20 protein-coding genes are annotated in these 19,238 nt (G+C 68.9%); 4 read left to right on the forward strand and 16 right to left on the reverse strand.

Annotated features, from left to right (window positions below; genetic code table 11):
- Nucleotides 1-107: 107 nt before the first annotated feature.
- Nucleotides 108-680, forward strand: coding sequence for a cob(I)yrinic acid a,c-diamide adenosyltransferase (locus NLX86_RS01780; protein ID WP_254369735.1), 573 nt, complete (start codon nt 108-110; stop codon nt 678-680).
- Nucleotides 681-688: 8 nt separating this feature from the next.
- On the opposite strand, the gene NLX86_RS01785 is transcribed toward NLX86_RS01780, so the two are convergent.
- Nucleotides 689-1,267, reverse strand: coding sequence for a hypothetical protein (locus NLX86_RS01785; RefSeq protein WP_254369736.1), 579 nt, complete (start codon nt 1,265-1,267; stop codon nt 689-691).
- Between the two features lie 152 nt (nt 1,268-1,419).
- Between NLX86_RS01785 and NLX86_RS01790 the strand changes: the two genes are divergently transcribed.
- The 3 genes from NLX86_RS01790 to NLX86_RS01800 all read left to right on the forward strand — a co-directional run bounded on the left by NLX86_RS01790 (nt 1,420) and on the right by NLX86_RS01800 (nt 5,340).
- On the forward strand, nt 1,420-2,670 hold the full coding sequence (locus NLX86_RS01790; RefSeq protein ID WP_254369737.1) for a histidine kinase: 1,251 nt from the start codon (nt 1,420-1,422) through the stop codon (nt 2,668-2,670).
- Nucleotides 2,667-3,317, forward strand: coding sequence for a response regulator transcription factor (locus NLX86_RS01795; RefSeq protein WP_254369738.1), 651 nt, complete (start codon nt 2,667-2,669; stop codon nt 3,315-3,317). Before NLX86_RS01790 ends, NLX86_RS01795 begins: the two co-directional genes overlap by 4 nt.
- A 178-nt stretch (nt 3,318-3,495) precedes the next feature.
- Nucleotides 3,496-5,340: a glycoside hydrolase family 18 chitinase gene (locus NLX86_RS01800; protein WP_254369739.1), complete on the forward strand. Its 1,845-nt coding sequence runs from the start codon at nt 3,496-3,498 to the stop codon at nt 5,338-5,340.
- Between the two features lie 79 nt (nt 5,341-5,419).
- Here the strand turns inward: NLX86_RS01800 and NLX86_RS01805 are convergent, their stop codons facing one another.
- The 15 genes from NLX86_RS01805 to prmC all read right to left on the reverse strand — a co-directional run bounded on the left by NLX86_RS01805 (nt 5,420) and on the right by prmC (nt 19,232).
- Complete coding sequence (locus tag NLX86_RS01805; protein WP_254369740.1) at nt 5,420-5,866, reverse strand: DUF2550 domain-containing protein; 447 nt, start codon at nt 5,864-5,866, stop codon at nt 5,420-5,422.
- 128 nt (nt 5,867-5,994) lie between these two features.
- Nucleotides 5,995-6,369 carry a F0F1 ATP synthase subunit epsilon gene (locus NLX86_RS01810; protein ID WP_254369741.1) on the reverse strand — a complete coding sequence of 125 codons (375 nt, stop codon included), beginning with the start codon at nt 6,367-6,369 and terminating at the stop codon, nt 5,995-5,997.
- Between the two features lie 121 nt (nt 6,370-6,490).
- Nucleotides 6,491-7,933 (reverse strand): F0F1 ATP synthase subunit beta, encoded by a 1,443-nt coding sequence (gene atpD, locus NLX86_RS01815; protein ID WP_254369742.1) that lies wholly within the window; start codon nt 7,931-7,933, stop codon nt 6,491-6,493.
- Nucleotides 7,933-8,850, reverse strand: a complete 918-nt coding sequence (locus tag NLX86_RS01820; RefSeq protein WP_254369743.1) for a F0F1 ATP synthase subunit gamma — start codon at nt 8,848-8,850, stop codon at nt 7,933-7,935. The genes atpD and NLX86_RS01820 overlap by 1 nt, the downstream gene beginning before the upstream one ends.
- Before the next feature lie 20 nt (nt 8,851-8,870).
- On the reverse strand, nt 8,871-10,466 hold the full coding sequence (atpA, locus tag NLX86_RS01825; RefSeq protein WP_254369744.1) for a F0F1 ATP synthase subunit alpha: 1,596 nt from the start codon (nt 10,464-10,466) through the stop codon (nt 8,871-8,873).
- Between the two features lie 139 nt (nt 10,467-10,605).
- Nucleotides 10,606-11,421 carry a F0F1 ATP synthase subunit delta gene (locus NLX86_RS01830; protein ID WP_254369745.1) on the reverse strand — a complete coding sequence of 272 codons (816 nt, stop codon included), beginning with the start codon at nt 11,419-11,421 and terminating at the stop codon, nt 10,606-10,608.
- The gene (locus NLX86_RS01835) at nt 11,418-11,963 is read right to left on the reverse strand and encodes a F0F1 ATP synthase subunit B (protein WP_254369746.1); all 546 of its coding nucleotides are present in this window, start codon (nt 11,961-11,963) and stop codon (nt 11,418-11,420) included. Before NLX86_RS01835 ends, NLX86_RS01830 begins: the two co-directional genes overlap by 4 nt.
- A 41-nt stretch (nt 11,964-12,004) precedes the next feature.
- Nucleotides 12,005-12,235: an ATP synthase F0 subunit C gene (atpE, locus tag NLX86_RS01840; protein ID WP_254369747.1), complete on the reverse strand. Its 231-nt coding sequence runs from the start codon at nt 12,233-12,235 to the stop codon at nt 12,005-12,007.
- Between the two features lie 74 nt (nt 12,236-12,309).
- The gene (gene atpB, locus NLX86_RS01845) at nt 12,310-13,125 is read right to left on the reverse strand and encodes a F0F1 ATP synthase subunit A (RefSeq protein WP_254369748.1); all 816 of its coding nucleotides are present in this window, start codon (nt 13,123-13,125) and stop codon (nt 12,310-12,312) included.
- 225 nt (nt 13,126-13,350) lie between these two features.
- Nucleotides 13,351-13,788, reverse strand: a complete 438-nt coding sequence (locus NLX86_RS01850; RefSeq protein WP_254369749.1) for a hypothetical protein — start codon at nt 13,786-13,788, stop codon at nt 13,351-13,353.
- A gap of 261 nt (nt 13,789-14,049) precedes the next feature.
- Nucleotides 14,050-15,423, reverse strand: a complete 1,374-nt coding sequence (locus NLX86_RS01855; RefSeq protein ID WP_254369790.1) for an MraY family glycosyltransferase — start codon at nt 15,421-15,423, stop codon at nt 14,050-14,052.
- Nucleotides 15,424-15,517: 94 nt separating this feature from the next.
- Entirely contained in the window at nt 15,518-16,768 is a 1,251-nt protein-coding gene (gene glyA / locus NLX86_RS01860) for a serine hydroxymethyltransferase (protein ID WP_254369750.1), read from the reverse strand.
- A 270-nt stretch (nt 16,769-17,038) separates the two neighbouring features.
- On the reverse strand, nt 17,039-17,698 hold the full coding sequence (locus NLX86_RS01865) for a protein-tyrosine-phosphatase (protein ID WP_254369751.1): 660 nt from the start codon (nt 17,696-17,698) through the stop codon (nt 17,039-17,041).
- Nucleotides 17,695-18,342: an L-threonylcarbamoyladenylate synthase gene (locus NLX86_RS01870; protein WP_254369752.1), complete on the reverse strand. Its 648-nt coding sequence runs from the start codon at nt 18,340-18,342 to the stop codon at nt 17,695-17,697. The genes NLX86_RS01865 and NLX86_RS01870 overlap by 4 nt, the downstream gene beginning before the upstream one ends.
- Before the next feature lie 44 nt (nt 18,343-18,386).
- Nucleotides 18,387-19,232 carry a peptide chain release factor N(5)-glutamine methyltransferase gene (gene prmC, locus NLX86_RS01875; RefSeq protein ID WP_254369753.1) on the reverse strand — a complete coding sequence of 282 codons (846 nt, stop codon included), beginning with the start codon at nt 19,230-19,232 and terminating at the stop codon, nt 18,387-18,389.
- Nucleotides 19,233-19,238 lie beyond the last annotated feature (6 nt).

Genomic DNA, 19,238 nt, shown 5'->3' on the forward strand with positions numbered 1-19,238 from the left:
CAACGTCTCTCCGGCGGAGATTAGCGCCCGTGAGGGGCCCGTTGGGGGGTTAGAGGTGCGAGTCACATCCCAAATCGCGGACATCACATCGGGGCTACGCTGACCGCATGGTCAATCTGACGCGCATCTACACCCGAACCGGCGACCAGGGCACCACCGCCCTCGGTGACATGAGCCGCACCGCCAAGACCGATCTGCGGATCTCGGCGTACGCCGATGCCAACGAGGCCAATGCCGTCATCGGCACGGCGATCGCGCTGGGCTCGCTCCCGGAGGAGATCGTGAAGGTCCTCGTCCGCGTCCAGAACGACCTGTTCGACGTGGGTGCGGACCTGTCCACTCCGGTCGTCGAGGAGCCGAAGTATCCGCCGCTGCGGGTCGAGCAGCCGTACATCGACAAGCTGGAGGCCGACTGCGACCGGTTCCTGGAGGAGGTGGAGAAGCTGCGCAGCTTCATCCTGCCGGGCGGTACGCCGGGAGCCGCGCTGCTCCATCAGGCGTGCACGGTCGTCCGCCGGGCCGAGCGGTCCACGTGGGCGGCCTTCGAGGAGCACGGCAAGATCATGAACCCGCTCACCGCGACCTACCTCAACCGCCTCTCCGACCTCCTGTTCATCTTGGCGCGGGTAGCCAACAAGGAGGTCGGAGACGTGCTCTGGGTGCCCGGCGGCGAGCGCTGACACCCCCTCTAGAGGCGCTTGGTCAGCGGCCGGGGCCGGTCCTCCTCCGCCCCGGCCGGGGCCTGCTTCGGCCAGAGCGTGTACGTGAGGGCGATCAGGCCGTGGATACCGGCGGCCCGCCAGGCGATCCACTGCCAGGACCGCAGCGACCCGGTCTGGCCCGCGTCGCCCACGTACCAGACTGCGAGCTGGAGCAGGCCGGACGCCACCGCCGCCGCCAGGACCGTACGCAGCCAGAGCCGGCCCTCGTGCCTGGCGCGGGCCGTCCCGTACCGCGGCGCCCGGACCGGAGGCGGGCCGCCCGCGAAGCGGTGGGCGAAGTGGCCGTCGATCCACTTGATCGTGTAGTGGCCGTACGCGACGGTGTAGCCGATGTACACCGCCGCGAGCCCGTGCTTCCACGCCGGATCGGCGCCGTTCTTGAGGTCGATCGCGGTCACCACCAGCAGGACGACCTCCAGCAGCGGCTCGCACAGCAGTACGGCGATGCCGGTCCGCGGCATCTTCGCGAGGTAGCGCAGGGCGAGGCCCACGGCCAGCAGCACCCAGAATCCGACCTCGCAGATGATGATCAGCGTGACGATCACGACACTCTCCTTCCGGCTCGGCTTCCAGCGTCCCGTCGGTTCCGGGCCGGATCGTCGTCACCGCTGACGAACTGCGACTGCATCCTTTGATGTACCCGTCCATCCCCCCGGACGGGGAGGCCCCCGCGCGCCGCAGCGTGTTGGATGATGACGTGAACGCGCTCCCCCGCCCGCACCGCCTCGACGTCCTCATCGCGGTGACCGGACTGCTCAGCGGTGTGCTGCTGTGGGCGCTCGGGCTGCACACCGGGGCTCTGCGGCACCTACTGCCGGGGTGGACGACGCTCGTGCCGCTCGTGGTGATGGCGGCGATGGAGCTGCTGCGCAGGTCCGCGCCGAGTACCGCGGTACTCGTCGGAACGGCGGCGCTGGTCGCGGACCAGTTCACTCACGCCAGTATCGCGACGGCGGTGATGTTCACGGACCTGGTGTACGCCGCTGTGGTGTACGGCACCCCCCTCTCGGCCCGCCGTATCCCGGTCATCTCCGGGATGGTCACGGTCGCGGTGACGATCGCGGCCCTGGCCTGGCTCCGCAGGCCCGAGGCGCTGCTCTTCGGCGTGCTGACCGGGCTTGTCTCGTTCGGTCCCGCCCTCACTGGCGCCACCCTGCGCAACCACCGCGAGGCGGCGGAGGCGGCCCGGCTGCACGCCGAGCAGACCGCGCTGCTCGCCGAGATGGACCGCAGTCAGGCGATCGTCGCCGAGCGCGCCCGGATGGCCCGCGAGCTGCACGACATGGTGGCCAACCATCTGTCGGCCATCGCGATCCACTCCACCGCCGCGCTCTCCATCGACGAGCCGGCGACCAGCCGGGACGCGCTCGGCGTCATCCGGGAGAACAGCGTGGCGGGGCTGGCCGAGATGCGCCGGCTGATCGGCCTGCTGCGCGACAGCGGCGGCGGGTCGGAGCCGGTCGCCGCGCCCACGCTGGACGGGCTCGGCGCCCTCGTCGAACAGGCCCGTACAAACGGCTCCGCGAGCGGGCTGCGGTTCGTCCTGACGGACGGCCTCGACGGCCTCGACGGCGTCGGCGGCGTCGGCGGCGTCGGCGGCCCCGACGGCCTCCCGGCACCGGCCGCCCTGCCCGCGCCGGTCGAGATGGCCGCGTACCGGATCGTGCAGGAGTCGCTGACCAACGCGATCAAGCATGCGGCTCCCGGCGAGGTCTCGGTCGCCCTGACGCGGGGCGACCGCGCCCTGACCGTACGGGTCAGCAGCCCGTTCGGCGACCGGCCGGGCCCGCGCGCGCCCGGCTCGGGGGCCGGCCTGGTGGGCATGCGGGAGCGGGTCGCGCTGCTGGACGGGGAGTTCGAGGCCGGTCCGGTGAGCACTCCCGAGGGGACCAAGATCTGGCAGGTACGGGCGGTACTGCCCGCCGAGGAGAGGACGCCGAGCGCATGACGATCCGGGTGCTGGTCGCGGAGGATCAGTCCGCCGTACGGGCCGGTCTGGTGCTGATCCTGCGCAGCGCCGCGGGCATCGAGGTGGTCGGTGAGGCCGCGGACGGCGAGGAGGCCGTACGGCTGGCGCGCGAACTTCGGCCGGATGTGGTGCTGATGGATGTGCAGATGCCCAGGCTGGACGGGGTCTCGGCCACCCGCCAGGTGGTGGCGGAGCAGCTGGCCGACGTACTGGTCCTGACCACGTTCGATCTGGACGAGTACGTCTTCGGGGCGCTGCGCGCGGGTGCGTCCGGCTTTCTCCTGAAGAACACGGAAGCCGGGGACCTGATCGAGGCGGTACGGACCGTGGCGCGCGGCGAGGGCCTCATCGCCCCGGCGGTGACTCGTCGGCTGATCGCCGAGTTCGCGTCGCCCCGGCCCGTACGCTCCGCGAACTCGCCCGGTCCTGCGGTGCTCGACGTTCTGACGCGACGCGAGCGCGAGGTGCTGTCCTGCCTGGGCGAAGGTCTGTCCAACGCGGAGATCGCGGTACGTCTGGACATGGCCGAGGCCACCGTGAAGACGCATGTGAGCAGGCTGCTCGGCAAGTTGGAGCTGCGCAGCCGGGTGCAAGCGGCCGTACTGGCCCAGGAGTTGGGCGTCTGAGCCGGCCACTCTCATTCTAAGGTCTGGACCTCTTGACGGTTGGTCCAGACCTTTCTACGCTCACCGCAACTACTGCGGTGAGCATGCCATGACAAAAATCCCCCATGGCGCACTCACCGGGCGGCGCAGGTCCACGTCTCTCAACCCCCACCGATCGGACCTCACCCGAGGAGCCCCGTTGAGTACAGGAACGACCAGACGCACCACCCGATTCAGGTCGAGAGCAACGGCCGGCCTCACGGCCCTGCTGCTCCCCCTCGCCGCCCTTGTCGGCCTGGCCTCCCCCGCCGAGGCCGCCGAGGCGACCGCCACGTACACCAAGGTCTCCGACTGGGGCACCGGCTTCGAGGGCAAGTGGACGGTGAAGAACACCGGCACCGCTTCCATCGGCTCGTGGACCGTCGAATGGGACTTCCCGGCCGGTACGGCCGTCACCTCCGCCTGGGACGCCGACGTCACCAGCTCCGGCAACCACTGGACCGCCAGGAACAAGAGCTGGAACGGCACCCTCGTCCCCGGCGCGAGCGTCAGTTTCGGATTCAACGGCACCGGCGGCGGCGCCCCGAGCGGCTGCAAGCTCAACGGCGCCTCGTGTGACGGCGGCCCCAGCGTCCCCGGCGACAACCCGCCCTCCGCCCCCGGCACCCCGACCGCGAGCAGCATCACCAACACCTCGCTGAAGCTCACCTGGAGCGCGGCCACCGACGACAAGGGCGTCAAGAACTACGACGTCTTCCGCGGTTCCGCCAAGATCGCGACCGTCACCGGCACCACCCACACCGACACGGGGCTGACGGCCGGCACGACGTACACGTACAGCGTGACGGCCCGCGACACCGCCGACCAGGTCGGCCCGTCCAGCGGCTCACTGACCGCCACGACCACCGGCGGCACCGATCCGAATCCGGGCGCCAAGGTCAAGCTCGGCTACTTCACCGAGTGGGGCATCTACGGCCGGAACTACCACGTGAAGAACCTGGTCACGTCGGGCTCGGCGGCGAAGATCACGCACATCAACTACGCCTTCGGCAACGTCCAGGGCGGAAAATGCACGATCGGCGACGCCTACGCCGACTACGACAAGGCGTACACCGCCGACCAGAGCGTCGACGGCGTGGCCGACACCTGGGACCAGCCGCTGCGCGGCAACTTCAACCAGCTGCGCAAGCTCAAGAAGCAGTACCCGAACATCAAGGTGCTGTGGTCCTTCGGCGGCTGGACCTGGTCCGGCGGCTTCGGCCAGGCGGTGCAGAACCCGGCCGCCTTCGCCCAGTCCTGCTACGACCTGGTGGAGGACCCGCGCTGGGCCGACGTCTTCGACGGCATCGACCTGGACTGGGAGTACCCCAACGCCTGCGGTCTGTCCTGTGACACCAGCGGACCCGCGTCGATCAAGAACATGATGCAGGCCATGCGTGCCAAGTTCGGCAGCTCGAACCTGGTCACCGCGGCCATCACCGCCGACGCCTCCAGCGGCGGCAAGATCGACGCCGCCGACTACGCGGGCGCCGCCCAGTACGTCGACTTCTACAACGTCATGACGTACGACTTCTTCGGAGCCTGGGCCGCCCAGGGCCCGACCGCCCCGCACTCCCCGCTCACCTCCTATGCGGGCATCCCCCAGCAGGGCTTCAACTCCGACGAGGCGATCCAGAAGCTCAAGGCCAAGGGCGTCCCGGCAACCAAGCTGAACCTCGGGATCGGCTTCTACGGCCGCGGCTGGACCGGCGTCACCCAGGCCGCCCCCGGCGGCACCGCCACCGGCCCGGCCGCCGGTACGTACGAGCAAGGGATCGAGGACTACAAGGTCCTCAAGACGAGCTGCCCGGCCACCGGCACCATCGCCGGCACCGCGTACGCCAAGTGCGGCAGCAACTGGTGGAGCTACGACACCCCGGACACCATCGCCGGGAAGATGAACTACGTGAAGGACCAGGGCCTGAGGGGCGCCTTCTTCTGGGAGTTCAGCGGCGACACCACCAACGGTGAGCTGGCGACCGCGATCAACAACGGTCTGCAGTAGCCGACAAGACGAAGCCGGGGAGACGGGACCGCCCACCGTCTCCCCGGCTTCTCCACGCATACGAGGTGCACACGAGGTGCTATGCGACGTTCACTCTCTGGCCGGGCGGCGCAGCCTCCAGCCAAGCGAGAAATCCGGTCAGCGCGTCCTCGCTCATCGCCAGCTCCAGGCGCGTCCCCCGGTGGAGACAGCCCAGCACGATCGCGTCGGACAGCAGCGCCAGCTCCTCCTCGCCCTCGGGGGCGCGGCGGGCGAGCACCTCGATCGCCGAGCGCTCCAGGACGCGGCGCGGCCGGGGCGCGTACGAGAAGACGCGGAACCACTCGATCCGGTCACCGCTGTAGCGGGCCACCCCGTACACCCAGCCCTTGCCGGAGGGGTCACCGCCTTCGGCGATGTCCCAGCGCAGGCTGCAGTCGAACGTACCGCCGGACCGCTGGATCAGCCGCCGCCGGAGGCCGAAGACAAAGAGTCCGACCACCACCAGGGCGACGACCAGGCAGATGACAAGCAGAGCGAGGAACATCTCCACCGACCTCCTCGCTCATCGAGTAACGCAACGGAACCGCACCTGCATCGCCTCAGCCGCGACCCGGTCTGGAGGATTCCAGCTCGGGCCGCGGCTGAGGCTGTGTATGTCTGTCGGCGCGGGACTCAGTGCCCCGTCACCGCACGCATCCGGACTTCGGCGCGCCGCTCGGCGGACGCGTCGGCCTCCGACTTGGCGCGCTCCAGTGCCCGCTCCGCGCGCTTGACGTCGATCTCGTCCGACAGTTCGGCGATCTCCGCCAGCAGCGAGAGCTTGTTCTCCGCGAACGAGATGAAACCGCCGTGCACAGCGGCGACGACAGTCCCGCCCTCGCTCGTACGGATGGTCACCGGGCCCGACTCCAGCACACCGAGCAGCGGCTGGTGACCGGGCATGACGCCGATGTCGCCGGACGTGGTGCGCGCGACGACAAGGTGGGCCTCGCCGGACCAGACATTGCGGTCCGCCGCGACCAGCTCGACGTGCAGCTCAGCAGCCAAGATGGCTCCTCGGGTCTCCACCCGGCGGTTCAGCCGGGTGTTGGGGCTAATTCTAGAGGTTCTCGGTCGGCGCTACGGAGAGGGGCGGGACATACCCGCCCCTCTCCGGCGAGTCAGGGACTCAGGAGACGCCGAGCTCCTTGGCCTTGGCCTTGAGGTCGTCAATGCCACCGCACATGAAGAACGCCTGCTCGGGGAAGTGGTCGTACTCACCGTCGCAGATCGAGTTGAACGCGGCGACCGACTCGTCGAGCGGCACGTCCGAACCGTCCAGGCCGGTGAACTGCTTGGCGGCGTGGGTGTTCTGCGACAGGAAGCGCTCGACGCGACGGGCACGGTGGACAACAAGCTTGTCCTCCTCGCCCAGCTCGTCGATACCGAGGATCGCGATGATGTCCTGGAGGTCCTTGTACTTCTGCAGGATTCCCTTGACACGGCTGGCCGCGTCGTAGTGGTCCTGCGTGATGTAGCGCGGGTCCAGGATGCGGGACGTCGAGTCCAGCGGGTCCACCGCCGGGTAGATGCCCTTCTCCGAGATCGGACGCGACAGAACGGTCGTCGCGTCCAGGTGGGCGAAGGTGGTCGCCGGCGCCGGGTCGGTCAGGTCGTCCGCGGGGACGTAGATCGCCTGCATCGAGGTGATCGAGTGACCACGCGTCGAGGTGATGCGCTCCTGGAGCACACCCATCTCGTCAGCCAGGGTCGGCTGGTAACCCACTGCGGACGGCATACGGCCGAGCAGCGTGGAGACCTCGGAACCGGCCTGGGTGAAGCGGAAGATGTTGTCGATGAAGAGCAGCACGTCCTGCTTCTGAACATCGCGGAAGTACTCCGCCATGGTCAGGGCGGACAGAGCGACCCGGAGGCGGGTGCCCGGCGGCTCGTCCATCTGGCCGAAGACCAGCGCGGTCTTGTCCAGGACGCCCGAGTCCGTCATCTCGTCGATGAGGTCGTTGCCCTCACGGGTGCGCTCACCGACACCGGCGAACACCGACACACCCTCGTGCAGCTTCGCCACACGCATGATCATTTCCTGGATGAGGACCGTCTTGCCGACGCCCGCACCACCGAACAGACCGATCTTGCCGCCCTTGACGTAAGGGGTCAGCAGGTCGACGACCTTCAGGCCGGTCTCGAACATCTCGGTCTTGGACTCGAGCTGGTCGAAGGCCGGAGCCTTGCGGTGGATCGGCCAGCGCTCAGTGATCTGAGCCTCGGCCTCCGGCTCGTTCAGGATCTGACCAAGGGTGTTGAACACCTTACCCTTGGTGATGTCACCGACCGGCACGGTGATGCCCGCACCCGTGTCGGTCACCGCGGCCTGGCGGACCAGACCGTCGGTGGGCTGCATCGAGATCGCACGGACCACGCCCTCACCCAGGTGCTGGGCGACTTCGAGGGTCAGCAGCTTGCGCGCGCCGGCCTCGGACGGGTCGTCTACCTCGACGTGCAGCGCGTTGTAGATCTCCGGCATCGCGTCGACGGGGAACTCCACGTCGACGACCGGGCCGATCACCCGGGCGACGCGGCCCGTGGCGGCGGCCGTCTCAACAGTGGTCGTCATTACTTGTCACTCCCCGCGGTCGCGTCGGCCAGAGCGCTGGCGCCACCGACGATCTCGCTGATTTCCTGGGTGATTTCGGCCTGGCGGGCCGCGTTGGCAAGCCGGGAGAGGCTCTTGATGAGATCCCCGGCGTTGTCGGTCGCCGACTTCATCGCACGGCGGCGGGCGGCGTGCTCGGAAGCAGCAGCCTGCAGCAGTGCGTTGTAGATACGGCTCTCGACGTAGCGCGGCAGCAGGGCGTCGAGGACGTCCTCCGCCGACGGCTCGAAGTCGAACAGCGGAAGGATCTCGCCCTTCGTGCTGCTCTCCTCCGCAACCTGGTCGAGCGAGAGCGGCAGCATCCGGTTGTTCACCGGGTTCTGCGTCATCATCGACACGAACTCCGTGAAGACGATGTGCAGCTCGTCGACACCGCCCTCGGCCGTCTCCGTCTGGATGGCCTCGATCAGCGGTCCGGCGACGTTCTTGGCGTCCCCGTAGCTCGGGCTGTCGGTGAAGCCGGTCCACGACTCCACGACCTTGCGCTCGCGGAAGCCGTAGTAGGCGACACCCTTGCGGCCGACGATGTACGTGTCGACCTCCTTGCCCTCAGCGCTGAGCCGCTCACGGAGCCGCTCCGCCGCCTTGATGGCGTTGGAGGAGTAGCCGCCGGCCAGACCGCGGTCGCTCGTGATGAGCAGGACCGCGGCGCGGGTCGGCGCCTCGACCTCGGTGGTCAGGGCGTGCTTGGTGGTGGAGCCGGTCGCCACCGCGGTCACCGCACGGGTGAGCTCGGTCGCGTACGGCATCGATGCCGCCACCTTGCGCTGCGCCTTGACGATGCGCGAGGCGGCGATCATCTCCATCGCCTTGGTGATCTTCTTGGTCGCGGTGACGGCTTGGATGCGACGCTTGTAGACCCGGAGCTGCGCTCCCATGAGTCAGGTCCCTTCCGTCGTCACTTGGAGACGCTGACGGCCGGCTGGTCCTCGCCGAGGAGCTTGCCGTCCGAGGTCTCGAACTGCCGCTTGAAGACCGCGATGGCATCGCCGACGGACTGCAGCGTGTCGTCCGACATCTTGCCGCCCTCGGCGATCGAGGTGAGGAGCTCCTTGCGCTCGCGGCGCAGGTGCTCCAGCAGCTCGGACTCGAAGCGACGGATGTCCTCGACCGGGACGTCGTCCATCTTGCCGGTGGTGCCGGCCCAGACGGAGACAACCTGCTCCTCGACCGGGAACGGCGCGTACTGCGGCTGCTTCAGCAGCTCGACCATGCGCTTACCGCGCTCCAGCGATGCCTTGGAGGCCGCGTCCAGGTCGGAACCGAAGGCGGCGAACGCCTCCAGCTCGCGGTACTGGGCGAGGTCCACGCGAAGCCGGCCGGAGACCTGCTTCATGGCCTTGTGCTGGGCGGAGCCACCGACACGGGAGACCGAGATACCGACGTTCAGCGCCGGGCGCTGGCCCGCGTTGAACAGGTCGGACTCCAGGAAGCACTGGCCGTCGGTGATGGAGATGACGTTGGTCGGGATGAACGCCGACACGTCGTTCGCCCTGGTCTCGACGATCGGCAGACCGGTCATCGAACCGGCGCCCATGTCGTCGGAGAGCTTCGCGCAGCGCTCCAGCAGACGCGAGTGCAGGTAGAAGACGTCGCCCGGGTAGGCCTCACGGCCCGGCGGACGGCGCAGCAGCAGCGACACGGAGCGGTAGGCGTCGGCCTGCTTCGACAGGTCGTCGAAGATGATCAGGACGTGCTTGCCGGCGTACATCCAGTGCTGGCCGATGGCCGAACCGGTGTACGGCGCAAGGTACTTGAAGCCGGCCGGGTCGGAAGCCGGGGCGGCGACGATCGTCGTGTACTCGAGCGCGCCCGCCTCCTCCAGCGCACCGCGCACGGACGCGATGGTGGAGCCCTTCTGGCCGATGGCGACGTAGATGCAGCGAACCTGCTTGTTCACGTCGCCCGAGCGCCAGTTGTCGCGCTGGTTGATGATCGTGTCGACGGCCAGGGCGGTCTTGCCGGTCTGGCGGTCACCAATGATCAGCTGACGCTGGCCACGGCCGATCGGCACCATCGCGTCGACGGCCTTGTAGCCGGTCTGCATCGGCTCGTGGACCGACTTACGGACCATGACGCCGGGGGCCTGCAGCTCGAGGGCGCGACGGCTTTCGGTCGCGATCTCGCCGAGACCGTCGATCGGGTTGCCGAGCGGGTCGACGACGCGGCCGAGGTAGCCCTCGCCGACGCCGACGGAGAGCACCTCACCGGTGCGCTGCACCGGCTGGCCCTCCTCGATACCGCTGAACTCGCCGAGGACGATCGCACCGATCTCGCGCTCCTCGAGGTTGAGGGCGAGACCGAGGGTGCCGTCCTCGAACTTCAGCAGCTCGTTCGCCATGGCCGAGGGCAGACCCTCGACCTTCGCGATGCCGTCGCCGGCAACGCTGACCGTTCCGACCTCCTCGCGCGAGGCCGCGTCCGGCTTGTACGACTGGACAAAGTTCTCCAGCGCGTCCCGGATCTCCTCCGGCCGGATCGTGAGCTCCGCCATCTGGGTTCCCTGCTCTCCTTGTTGGGCCCGAAGTTTCTTAGGGGGTCTGGGGGCCGACCCCCAGGAATCTTCTGCAATTTCTGCACGGCCCAACCGGGCCGCTGGTGTTGCTTGTTCAGCTTGTTCAGTTGGTGGCTGGTCAGCCGGCCATGCGTCGGGCGGCCTCTTCGAGCCGGTCCGAGATGGTGCCGTTGATGACCTCGTCACCGACGCGCACCTGGATCCCGCCGAGGACCTCGGGGTCCACGTCGAGGTTGAGGTGCATCTGGCGGCCGTACAGCTTCGCCAGAGCCGCGCCGAGACGCTGCTTCTGCTGGTCCGTAAGCGGCACCGCCGTGGTGACGACGGCGACCATGCGGTCCCGGCGCTCCGCGGCGAGCTTGGACAGGGACTCGAGTCCCGCTTCCAGGCTACGTCCCCGCGGCTGGGTCACAAGACGCACAACCAGACGCTCGGTGACCGCGTGGGCCTTGCCGCCGAGCAGGCTGCGCAGCAGCTCGCCCTTGGCGGAGACCGTGGCGCCGCGGTGGGTGAGCGCGGCCCGCAGCTCGGTGTTCGAGGCGACGATCCGCCCGAAGCGGAACAGCTCGTCCTCGACGTTGTCGAGTGCACCGGCCTGCTGGGCCGCGGTGAGGTCGGCGGTGTTCGCCAGCTCCTCCGCAGCGTCGACCAGGTCACGCGACTGCGACCAGCGGGAGCGGACCATGCCGGAGACCAGGTCGGTGGCTTCGCCGCCCACCTGACCGCTCAGCAGGCGTCCGGCCAGTGTGGCCTTGGCCTCACCGGCCTGCGCCGGGTCGGTCAGGACCCGACGCAGCGACACCTCGCGGTCGAGCAGCGCGGTAACGGCGGCCAGCTCACCGGCGAGCTTCGTCACATCGACGGACGTGTGGTCCGTCAGCGCGTCGAGACGCTCACGTGCGGCAGCCAGTGCCTCGCGGCTCGCTCCGTTCATCGGGCCGCCTCGGCCTTCTCCTCGAGCTCGTCGAGGAAGCGGTCGATGGTGCGGCTCTGCCGGGCGGAGTCCTCAAGAGACTCGCCGACGAGCTTGCCGGCCAGGTCGGTGGCGAGCTTGCCCACGTCCTGGCGCAGCGCCTGCGAGGCGGCCTTGCGGTCGGCCTCGATCTGGGTGTGGCCGGCAGCGATGATCTCCTCACGCTGCCGCTGGCCCTCTGCGCGCAGCTCTTCCTTGAGCGCAGTGCCCTGCTCCAGCGCCTCCTGGCGCAGGCGCGCGGCCTCGTGGCGGGCCTCGGCGAGCTGAGCCTTGTACTGCTCGAGCACGCTCTGGGCCTCGGTCTGGGCCGCCTCGGCCTTCTCAATGCCGCCCTCGATCGCCGCGTGGCGCTCTTCCAGAACCTTGTTGATGTTCGGGAGAAGCTTCTTCGCAAGGAAGAAGAAAACGATAGCGAAGGCGATCAGGCCGACGATGAGCTCTGGGATCGGCGGAATCAGAGGGCTCTGGGGCTCCTCTGCCGCGAGTTGAACCAGAGGGTTCACATCAGTGCCTTTCGTCTAGTGGGCTTGCTCGTCGGCCGAAATCACGTGCCGTAGACGAACGGCATGACCAGACCGATGAGGGCGAGCGCCTCACAGAAGGCGAAGCCGAGGATCTGGTTGGCGCGGATCAGGCCGGCAGCTTCGGGCTGGCGGGCGAGCGCCTGGGTGCCATTACCGAAGATGATGCCGACGCCGACGCCGGGGCCGATGGCCGCGAGGCCGTAGCCGATCGAGCCGAGGGAGCCGGTGACGGCGGCAAGGGTCTGAGACATGCCGGGTTCTTCCTTCTCTTTCACGGACCGGTGGGGGTTGGCCACCGGACGACTGTTGGTTCAGGGGTGGGCGATCAGTGGTGCTCGGCGAGCGCGCCCTGGATGAAGCTGCAGGCCAGGAGGACGAAGACGTACGCCTGGACAGCCTGGATGAAGAGCTCGAACAGGGTCATGACGAGCACCATCGCGAAGGACACTCCGGCGGCGGCGATCCCCCAGCTGTTGAAGAGGTACCAGCTGGCGATGGTGAACAGGACCAGGAGCGTGTGTCCGGCGAACATGTTCGCGAAGAGCCGGACCGCGTGGGTGAAGGGGCGGACCAGAACGTTCGAGAAGAACTCGATGACCATGACCATCGGCAGAACCGGGCCGAGCGACTTGTCGTAGCCGGTCAGGTTCTTGAAGCCGCCGACGAAGCCGTGGCGCTTGAACGTCACCGACATCCAGATGACGTAGACGACCAGTGCGAGCGCCACGGGGTACGCGATGATCGAGGTCACCGGGAACTGAGCGAGCGGCACGATGGACCAGAGGTTCATCACCCACACGAAGAAAAAGATCGAGACCATCAGGGGGACGTACTTCTCGCCCTCCTTCTTACCGAGGGTCTCGTACACGATGCCGCGGCGTACGAAGTCGTAGCCGGCCTCGCCGACCATCTGGAGCTTGCCCGGCACCACCTTGGGCTTATGGAAAGCGGCCCAGAAGAAACCGATGATCACGACTGTGCCGATGACGGCCAGCAGCATCGGCTTGTTGAAGTACCAGCTGTCCGTGTCTCCGGCGATGGGCTCGAAGATGAAGGACCAAAGGCTGGGCGCCGGGAAGCCGCAACCGGTGAAGATATGACAATCGGCGTCGAAGGCGAGCGTCATCTGGTCAGCACTCACCGCGGACTCCTTCTGCGTGGCGCATAGGTACGGCAACCTCGTTGTGTCGGCGCGGCGCGCAGCCGCGGTTCGGCACTGGACTGGTGTTACGGATGTGGGGGCGGCTGTCAGGCATCGAGCCTCGCGATTGAGCAGGCGTCAGCTCAGATGCCCGCGCCCGCAGTGCCGCAGTTGGCACCGGACGATAGCAGGATCTCGAACGCGCACTTATACCGGCCCTACCCCTCACGACGACGACCCCTTGTTCCCGGGCTTGTGGGCCTCGGAGGAGTCGGGTTCGACGTAAAGGATCTTGGCCTTCATGTGCGCACGGGTCTGCGCGGCGATCCAGACAAGGGTCGCTGCGACCAGCGTGATCGCGAAGGCCTTCGGGTTGAACAGCGTGGTGTTCTTGAATGCGGCGACAAAGACGAACAGCAGCAGAATCTGTGCCGCATAGAGCATGAGTCCCATGGCCTGGAACAGGTGCGGAAGCGACTTCGCCGTCCGCTCCAGGACCACCAGCCCGATCCCCATGAAGAGGATCACAATCAGCGTCGCGACGACGGCTCCGATCGCTCCCTTACCGCCCGCGACCACAGCGCTGACAATCGCGGCGATAACGCCGGCGGCAGCGGTGGGCAGGGCAGCTCGAAGGAGTGTTCGGGCGTCATTGGACCGCATGGCGGCAGCTCCGCAGGTGGTGGGGGCATGAGTGTCGTCATGGACGAGCGTAGGCCCGGGCCGAGATCGTGCCTCGCGAGCCAATGAACCGTCGCACTACGGTCCTTCGGCTCTGTCGCCCGGTTCGTGAACGGTATCACAAACTATTTGATGAGGTCTTTACCAACGGAGTGTGCTGACTGTCACACATGAGAGTGACCCCGCACGTGTGTGCATGCAATGTGAGCGATTTGTCTGGTATGGGGCTCGCGCGAAGAATCGTCAGCGCGACGAGCCGGCCTTCCGCCGGTCGGGAAAGCGCGATCGGGCGCCGATCGCCGTTGCTCCGTTGACTCCGGAGACGCCGGCCACCACCGGCGTCCGCTCCGGTTCCTCCAGCAGTGCCTCGTGCGCCTCAGCTGTCACGTATGAGCGCGCGAGCGCGCCTTCCACGGCCGCCTCCGCGGGCTGCACGGTACGGCGGCGGTAGCGGGGCGGTACGAAGGATTGCGCCCAGAGCGGAGCCCTCGGGGTGAAGCGCGGCAGCAGGAGCAGGATCAGGCCCACCGCGCTCAGCGCCACGATCATCAGCACGATCCACATGGACGCCGAGTGCACCGAGTACGCGACCGCGCCGAAGGCGATCAGGGCCGACCAGAAGTACATGATCAGCACGGCGCGGCTGTGCGAATGTCCGACCTCCAGCAGCCGGTGGTGCAGGTGCCCGCGGTCGGCCGCGAACGGCGACTGGCCGTTCCACGTACGCCGGACGATCGCCAGCACCAGGTCGGCGACCGGGATCGCGATGATCGTCAGCGGCAGCAGCAGCGGGATGAAGACCGGCAGCATCGCGTGCGTGGCCTCGCGCTCACCGCCGATGAACAGCTTCATCGTGTCCGGGTCGACCTGGCCGGTGATCGAGATGGCCCCGGCGGCCAGCACCAGGCCGATCAGCATCGAGCCCGAGTCCCCCATGAAGATCCGGGCTGGATGCATGTTGTGCGGCAGGAAGCCCAGGCACATGCCCATCAGGATGGCGGAGAAGAGGGTGGCCGGGGCGGCCGCCTCGATCCCGTACCCGTACCAGATCCGGTACGCGTACATGAAGAACGCGCCGGCGGCGATGCAGACCATGCCGGCGGCGAGGCCGTCGAGCCCGTCCACGAAGTTGACCGCGTTGATGGTGATCACGACCAGCGCGACGGTCAGCAGATTGCCCTGCCAGGGCGTCAGCGACACCGAGCCGATACCGGGCACCGGGATCCACAGGATCGTCAGGCCCTGGACGACCATGACGCCCGCGGCGATCATCTGCCCGCCGAGCTTGATCAGTGCGTCGATCTCGAACTTGTCGTCCAAGACACCGATGAGCCAGATCAGGGCGGCACCGGACAGCAGCGCCCGCGGCTCGTTCGACAGCTCGAAGACACCGTTGAGGCTCGCCAGGTGGTCCGCGACCAGCAGACCCGCACACAGACCACCGAACATGGCGATGCCGCCGAGCCGCGGAGTCGGCTCGCGGTGCACGTCACGGGCGCGGATCTCCGGCATCGCACCGACCGCGATGGCGAACTTGCGCACCGGCCCGGTCAGCAGATAGGTCACCGCGACCGTGACGCAGAGCGTCAACAGGTATTCACGCACGGGCTGCCCCAGATGTATCGCCGGCCATCTCAGCCCCACACACTAGCTTCGATGGCTCTGTGCTTGAGGACATACGGGTACCCGCCCCTGGTTCCCCGAGCCCTTCTCACCCCGGATAGGGCGGAAATCGTCCCGTCAGCTCCAGCACCTCCGTACGAGCCTTCGGGTCCTCGCGCAGTGCGGCGCCGAAGATCACCGCGATCCGCGCCATCTCCGCCTCGCCCATGCCCTGGGTGGTGACGGCCGCCGTACCCAGCCGGATGCCGCGCTGGTCGCCGTACGGGAGGGCACACGTATCCAGGACCAGTCCCGCTGCCGCGAGCCGGCCACGGGCCGTACGGCCGTCCACGCCGAGCGGGGCCGGGTCCGCGGTGATCAGGTGGGTGTCGGTGCCGTCCGTCGTGATCGCGAAGCCCTCGTCGGCGAGCCTGGCGGCGAGCACCCGCGCGTTGGCGACCACCTGATGGGCGTACGCCGCGAACGCCGGGGTCGCGGCCTCGCCGAAGGCGACGGCCTTGGCGGCGATCGTGTGCATCTGGGCGCCGCCCTGGGTGAACGGGAAGACCGCCCGGTCGATCCGCTCGGCGAGGCCCGCACCGCACAGGATCATCCCGCCGCGCGGGCCGCGCAGCACCTTGTGGGTGGTGGCGCAGACGACATCGGCGTACGGGACGGGGCTGGGGGCCGCTCCCCCGGCGACCAGGCCGATGGGGTGGGCCGCGTCGGCAATCAGATAGGCGCCGTACTCGTCGGCGATCTCGCGGAAGGCGGCGTAGTCCAGGTGCCGTGGATACGAGATGGACCCGCACACGATGGCCTTCGGGCGGTGCTTCTTGGCCAGTGCCGCCACCTGCTCGTAGTCGATGAGCCCGCTGTCGGCCTCCACGCCGTAACCGACGAAGTCGAACCAGCGGCCGGAGAAATTGGCCGGGGAGCCGTGGGTGAGATGACCGCCGTACGGCAGCCCCATGGCCAGCACCGTGTCACCGGGCTTGAGCAGCGCGGCGTACGCGGCCAAGACCGCCGAGGATCCGGAGTGCGACTGCACATTGGCGTGCTGCGCGCCGAACAGGGCCATGGCGCGCTCCATGGCGATCCGCTCGGCGACATCGACGAACTCGCAGCCTCCGTGGTGGCGGGCGCCGGGATACCCCTCGGCGTACTTGTTCGCCAGCGGGGAGCCGAGGGCGGCGAGCACAGCGGGAGAGGTGAAGTTCTCCGCGGCGATCAGCTGGAGCCCGGTGGACTGCCGGTGCAGCTCGCCGAGGAGCACCTCCGCGAGCTCGGGGTCCTGGCGGCGCAGCGCCTGGAAGTCCGGGACGGAGTGGGTGCGGCTGTGAGCTGAGGTGACCGTCATGGCGCTGCTCCGGGTCGCTCCGGGCGGAGGGGTGGTAACGCCAATGTAGGCCCGCAGCCCGGCGACCGCAGGTGCTCGTGCGCTTCGGGTACGGATCAGGTACGGGCCGGGACGCCCGTGAGGGCTGTCACCACCGGGGACCGCTCCCGGACGCGCCTCTCGCACCGCTCGGCCCTTGGGGGCCTCTCCGGCTTCGAGCCGCTGCGCCCGCTGGGACATGAGCCGCTGACGCGGCGGGCGTCCGGCGGATCATGCGCGCCGGGCGCCGGATCAGGTACGGGCCGGGACGCCCGTGAGGGCTGTCACTACCGGGTCCAGTGCCTGGTTGATCTCGTCGCCGATCGACCGGAAGAAGGTGAGCGGTGCGCCGTACGGGTCGTACACCTCGTCCGCCTCCGCCGTCGGCGCAAGCAGCCACCCGCGTAGCGCCGCCGCCGCGCGTACCAGCGCGCGGGCGCGCTCGACCACGCCCTCGTCCAGGGGGTCGGGCAGCGTGGCGGGGTCTATGGCCCGTACGAGCCGGGTGAACTCCTTGAGCGTGAAGGTCCGCAGCCCCGCGGAGTGGCCCATCGAGATGACCTGGGCCCGGTGGTCGCGGGTCGCGGTCAGGACGAGGTCGGCGCGGATGACGTGCTCGTCGAGCAGCTCCCGGCCGGTGAAGCCGGAGGCGTCGGCGCCGAAGTCGGCGAGGACGGCCGCCGCGTTGGCCTCCATCGGGGCGCCCTCGTGCCCCCACGTGCCCGCGCTCTCCACGATCAGACCCCGGGTCCCGAACGGCCCCAGCGGCGTGCCCAGACGGTCCGTCAGGGCATGGCGGGTCAGCCGCTCGGTGATCGGCGAGCGGCAGACGTTGCCGGTGCTGACGTGGAGGATGCGGAAGGTCTCGGTGGTGCTGGGTCCCGCTATGCCACGCCCCTCAGGGGCAGTCAACTGGCCACCTCGAGGTCGGGTACGACCTCACGGAGCTGCTCCGCGGAGAGCGCGCCGGCCCGCAGCAGCACCGGGACCTTGCCGGTGACGTCAACGATCGAGGACGGCTGGATGCCGGGCGTCGGACCGCCGTCGAGGTACACCGAGACAGAGTCGCCGAGCATGTCCTGCGCGGCGTCGCAGTCCTCGGGGGCCGGGTGCCCGGTGAGGTTGGCGCTGGAGACGGCCATCGGGCCGACCTCGGTGAGCAGCTCGATGGCGACCGGGTGCAGCGGCATCCGTACCGCGACGGTGCCACGGGTCTCCCCCAGGTCCCACTGCAGCGAGGGCTGGTGCTTGGCGACGATGGTCAGCGCGCCGGGCCAGAAGGCGTCGACGAGCTCCCAGGCCTGCTCGGAGAAGTCGGTGACCAGGCCGTGCAGGGTGTTGGGGGAGCCGATGAGGACGGGCGTGGGCATGGAACGGCCCCGGCCCTTCGCCTGCAGCAGGTCACCGACGGCCTCGGCGCTGAAGGCGTCCGCACCGATGCCGTAGAGGGTGTCCGTGGGCAGCACGACCAGTTCGCCGCGGCGGACGGCGGACGCGGCTTCACGCAGACCGGTCTTGCGGTCGGTGGCGTCGTTGCAGTCGTATCGCCGTGCCATTTAACGGGCCTCCTCGTGCATGGTCTGGTCTGTGCGGGCCGCGATCACGGCATGGCCTTGCGGGCGGTCGCGAAGCGCGGCCGGTTGTTCAGGTCGGGGTGGTCGGCGGCATCCGCCCAGCCCCGCTCCTCGGTGAAGATCCACGGCACCTGACCGCCCTGGGTGTCCGCGTGCTCGATGACGACGACACCGCCGGGGCGCAGCAGGCGGTGGGCGGTGCGCTCGAGACCTCGGATGGTGTCGAGCCCGTCCTCACCGGAGAAGAGGGCCATTTGGGGGTCGTGGTCACGCGCCTCGGGCGCAACGTACTCCCACTCGGTGAGCGGAATGTACGGCGGGTTGGAGATGACCAGGTCGACCTGGCCGTCCAGCTCCGGCAGAGCGGACAGCGCATCGCCCTGGTGGACGGTGACGCGGGAGCCCTCGGCGTTCTTGCGGGTCCACCGGAGCGCGTCCTCGGACAGCTCGACGGCGTGCACCCGCGACCGCGGCACCTCCTGCGCCATGGCCAGGGCGATCGCTCCGGAGCCCGTGCACAGGTCGACGATCAGCGGCTCGACGACGTCCATCGCGCGTACGGCGTCTATGGCCCAGCCGACGACCGACTCGGTCTCCGGCCGGGGTACGAAGACGCCCGGCCCGACCTGGAGCTCCAGGAAGCGGAAGAAGGCACGTCCGGTGATGTGCTGCAGCGGCTCCCGCGCCTCGCGGCGGGCCACGGTCTCCCAGTAGCGGGCGTCGAAGTCCGCGTCCTTGACGTGGTGCAGCTCCCCCCGCTTGACGCCGTGCACGAACGCGGCGAGCTCCTCCGCGTCGAAGCGCGGTGAGGGCACGCCGGCGTCGGCCAGCCGCTGGGTGGCCTGGGCCACCTCGGCGAGCAGAAGGTTCACGGGCCT

This window comes from Streptomyces sp. A3M-1-3 (assembly GCF_024213665.1).
Lineage (GTDB): Bacteria > Actinomycetota > Actinomycetes > Streptomycetales > Streptomycetaceae > Streptomyces.

Coding starts and splice junctions, on each gene's coding strand:
- NLX86_RS01820 (WP_254369743.1), bottom strand. CDS start 8,850: ATGGGAGCGCAGCTCCGGGTCTACAAGCGTCGCATCCAAGCCGTCACC.
- NLX86_RS01870 (WP_254369752.1), bottom strand. CDS start 18,342: ATGGCACGGCGATACGACTGCAACGACGCCACCGACCGCAAGACCGGT.
- atpA (WP_254369744.1), bottom strand. CDS start 10,466: ATGGCGGAGCTCACGATCCGGCCGGAGGAGATCCGGGACGCGCTGGAG.
- NLX86_RS01850 (WP_254369749.1), bottom strand. CDS start 13,788: ATGCGGTCCAATGACGCCCGAACACTCCTTCGAGCTGCCCTGCCCACC.
- NLX86_RS01830 (WP_254369745.1), bottom strand. CDS start 11,421: ATGAACGGAGCGAGCCGCGAGGCACTGGCTGCCGCACGTGAGCGTCTC.
- NLX86_RS01795 (WP_254369738.1), top strand. CDS start 2,667: ATGACGATCCGGGTGCTGGTCGCGGAGGATCAGTCCGCCGTACGGGCC.
- atpD (WP_254369742.1), bottom strand. CDS start 7,933: ATGACGACCACTGTTGAGACGGCCGCCGCCACGGGCCGCGTCGCCCGG.
- glyA (WP_254369750.1), bottom strand. CDS start 16,768: ATGACGGTCACCTCAGCTCACAGCCGCACCCACTCCGTCCCGGACTTC.
- NLX86_RS01805 (WP_254369740.1), bottom strand. CDS start 5,866: ATGTTCCTCGCTCTGCTTGTCATCTGCCTGGTCGTCGCCCTGGTGGTG.
- NLX86_RS01780 (WP_254369735.1), top strand. CDS start 108: ATGGTCAATCTGACGCGCATCTACACCCGAACCGGCGACCAGGGCACC.
- atpE (WP_254369747.1), bottom strand. CDS start 12,235: ATGTCTCAGACCCTTGCCGCCGTCACCGGCTCCCTCGGCTCGATCGGC.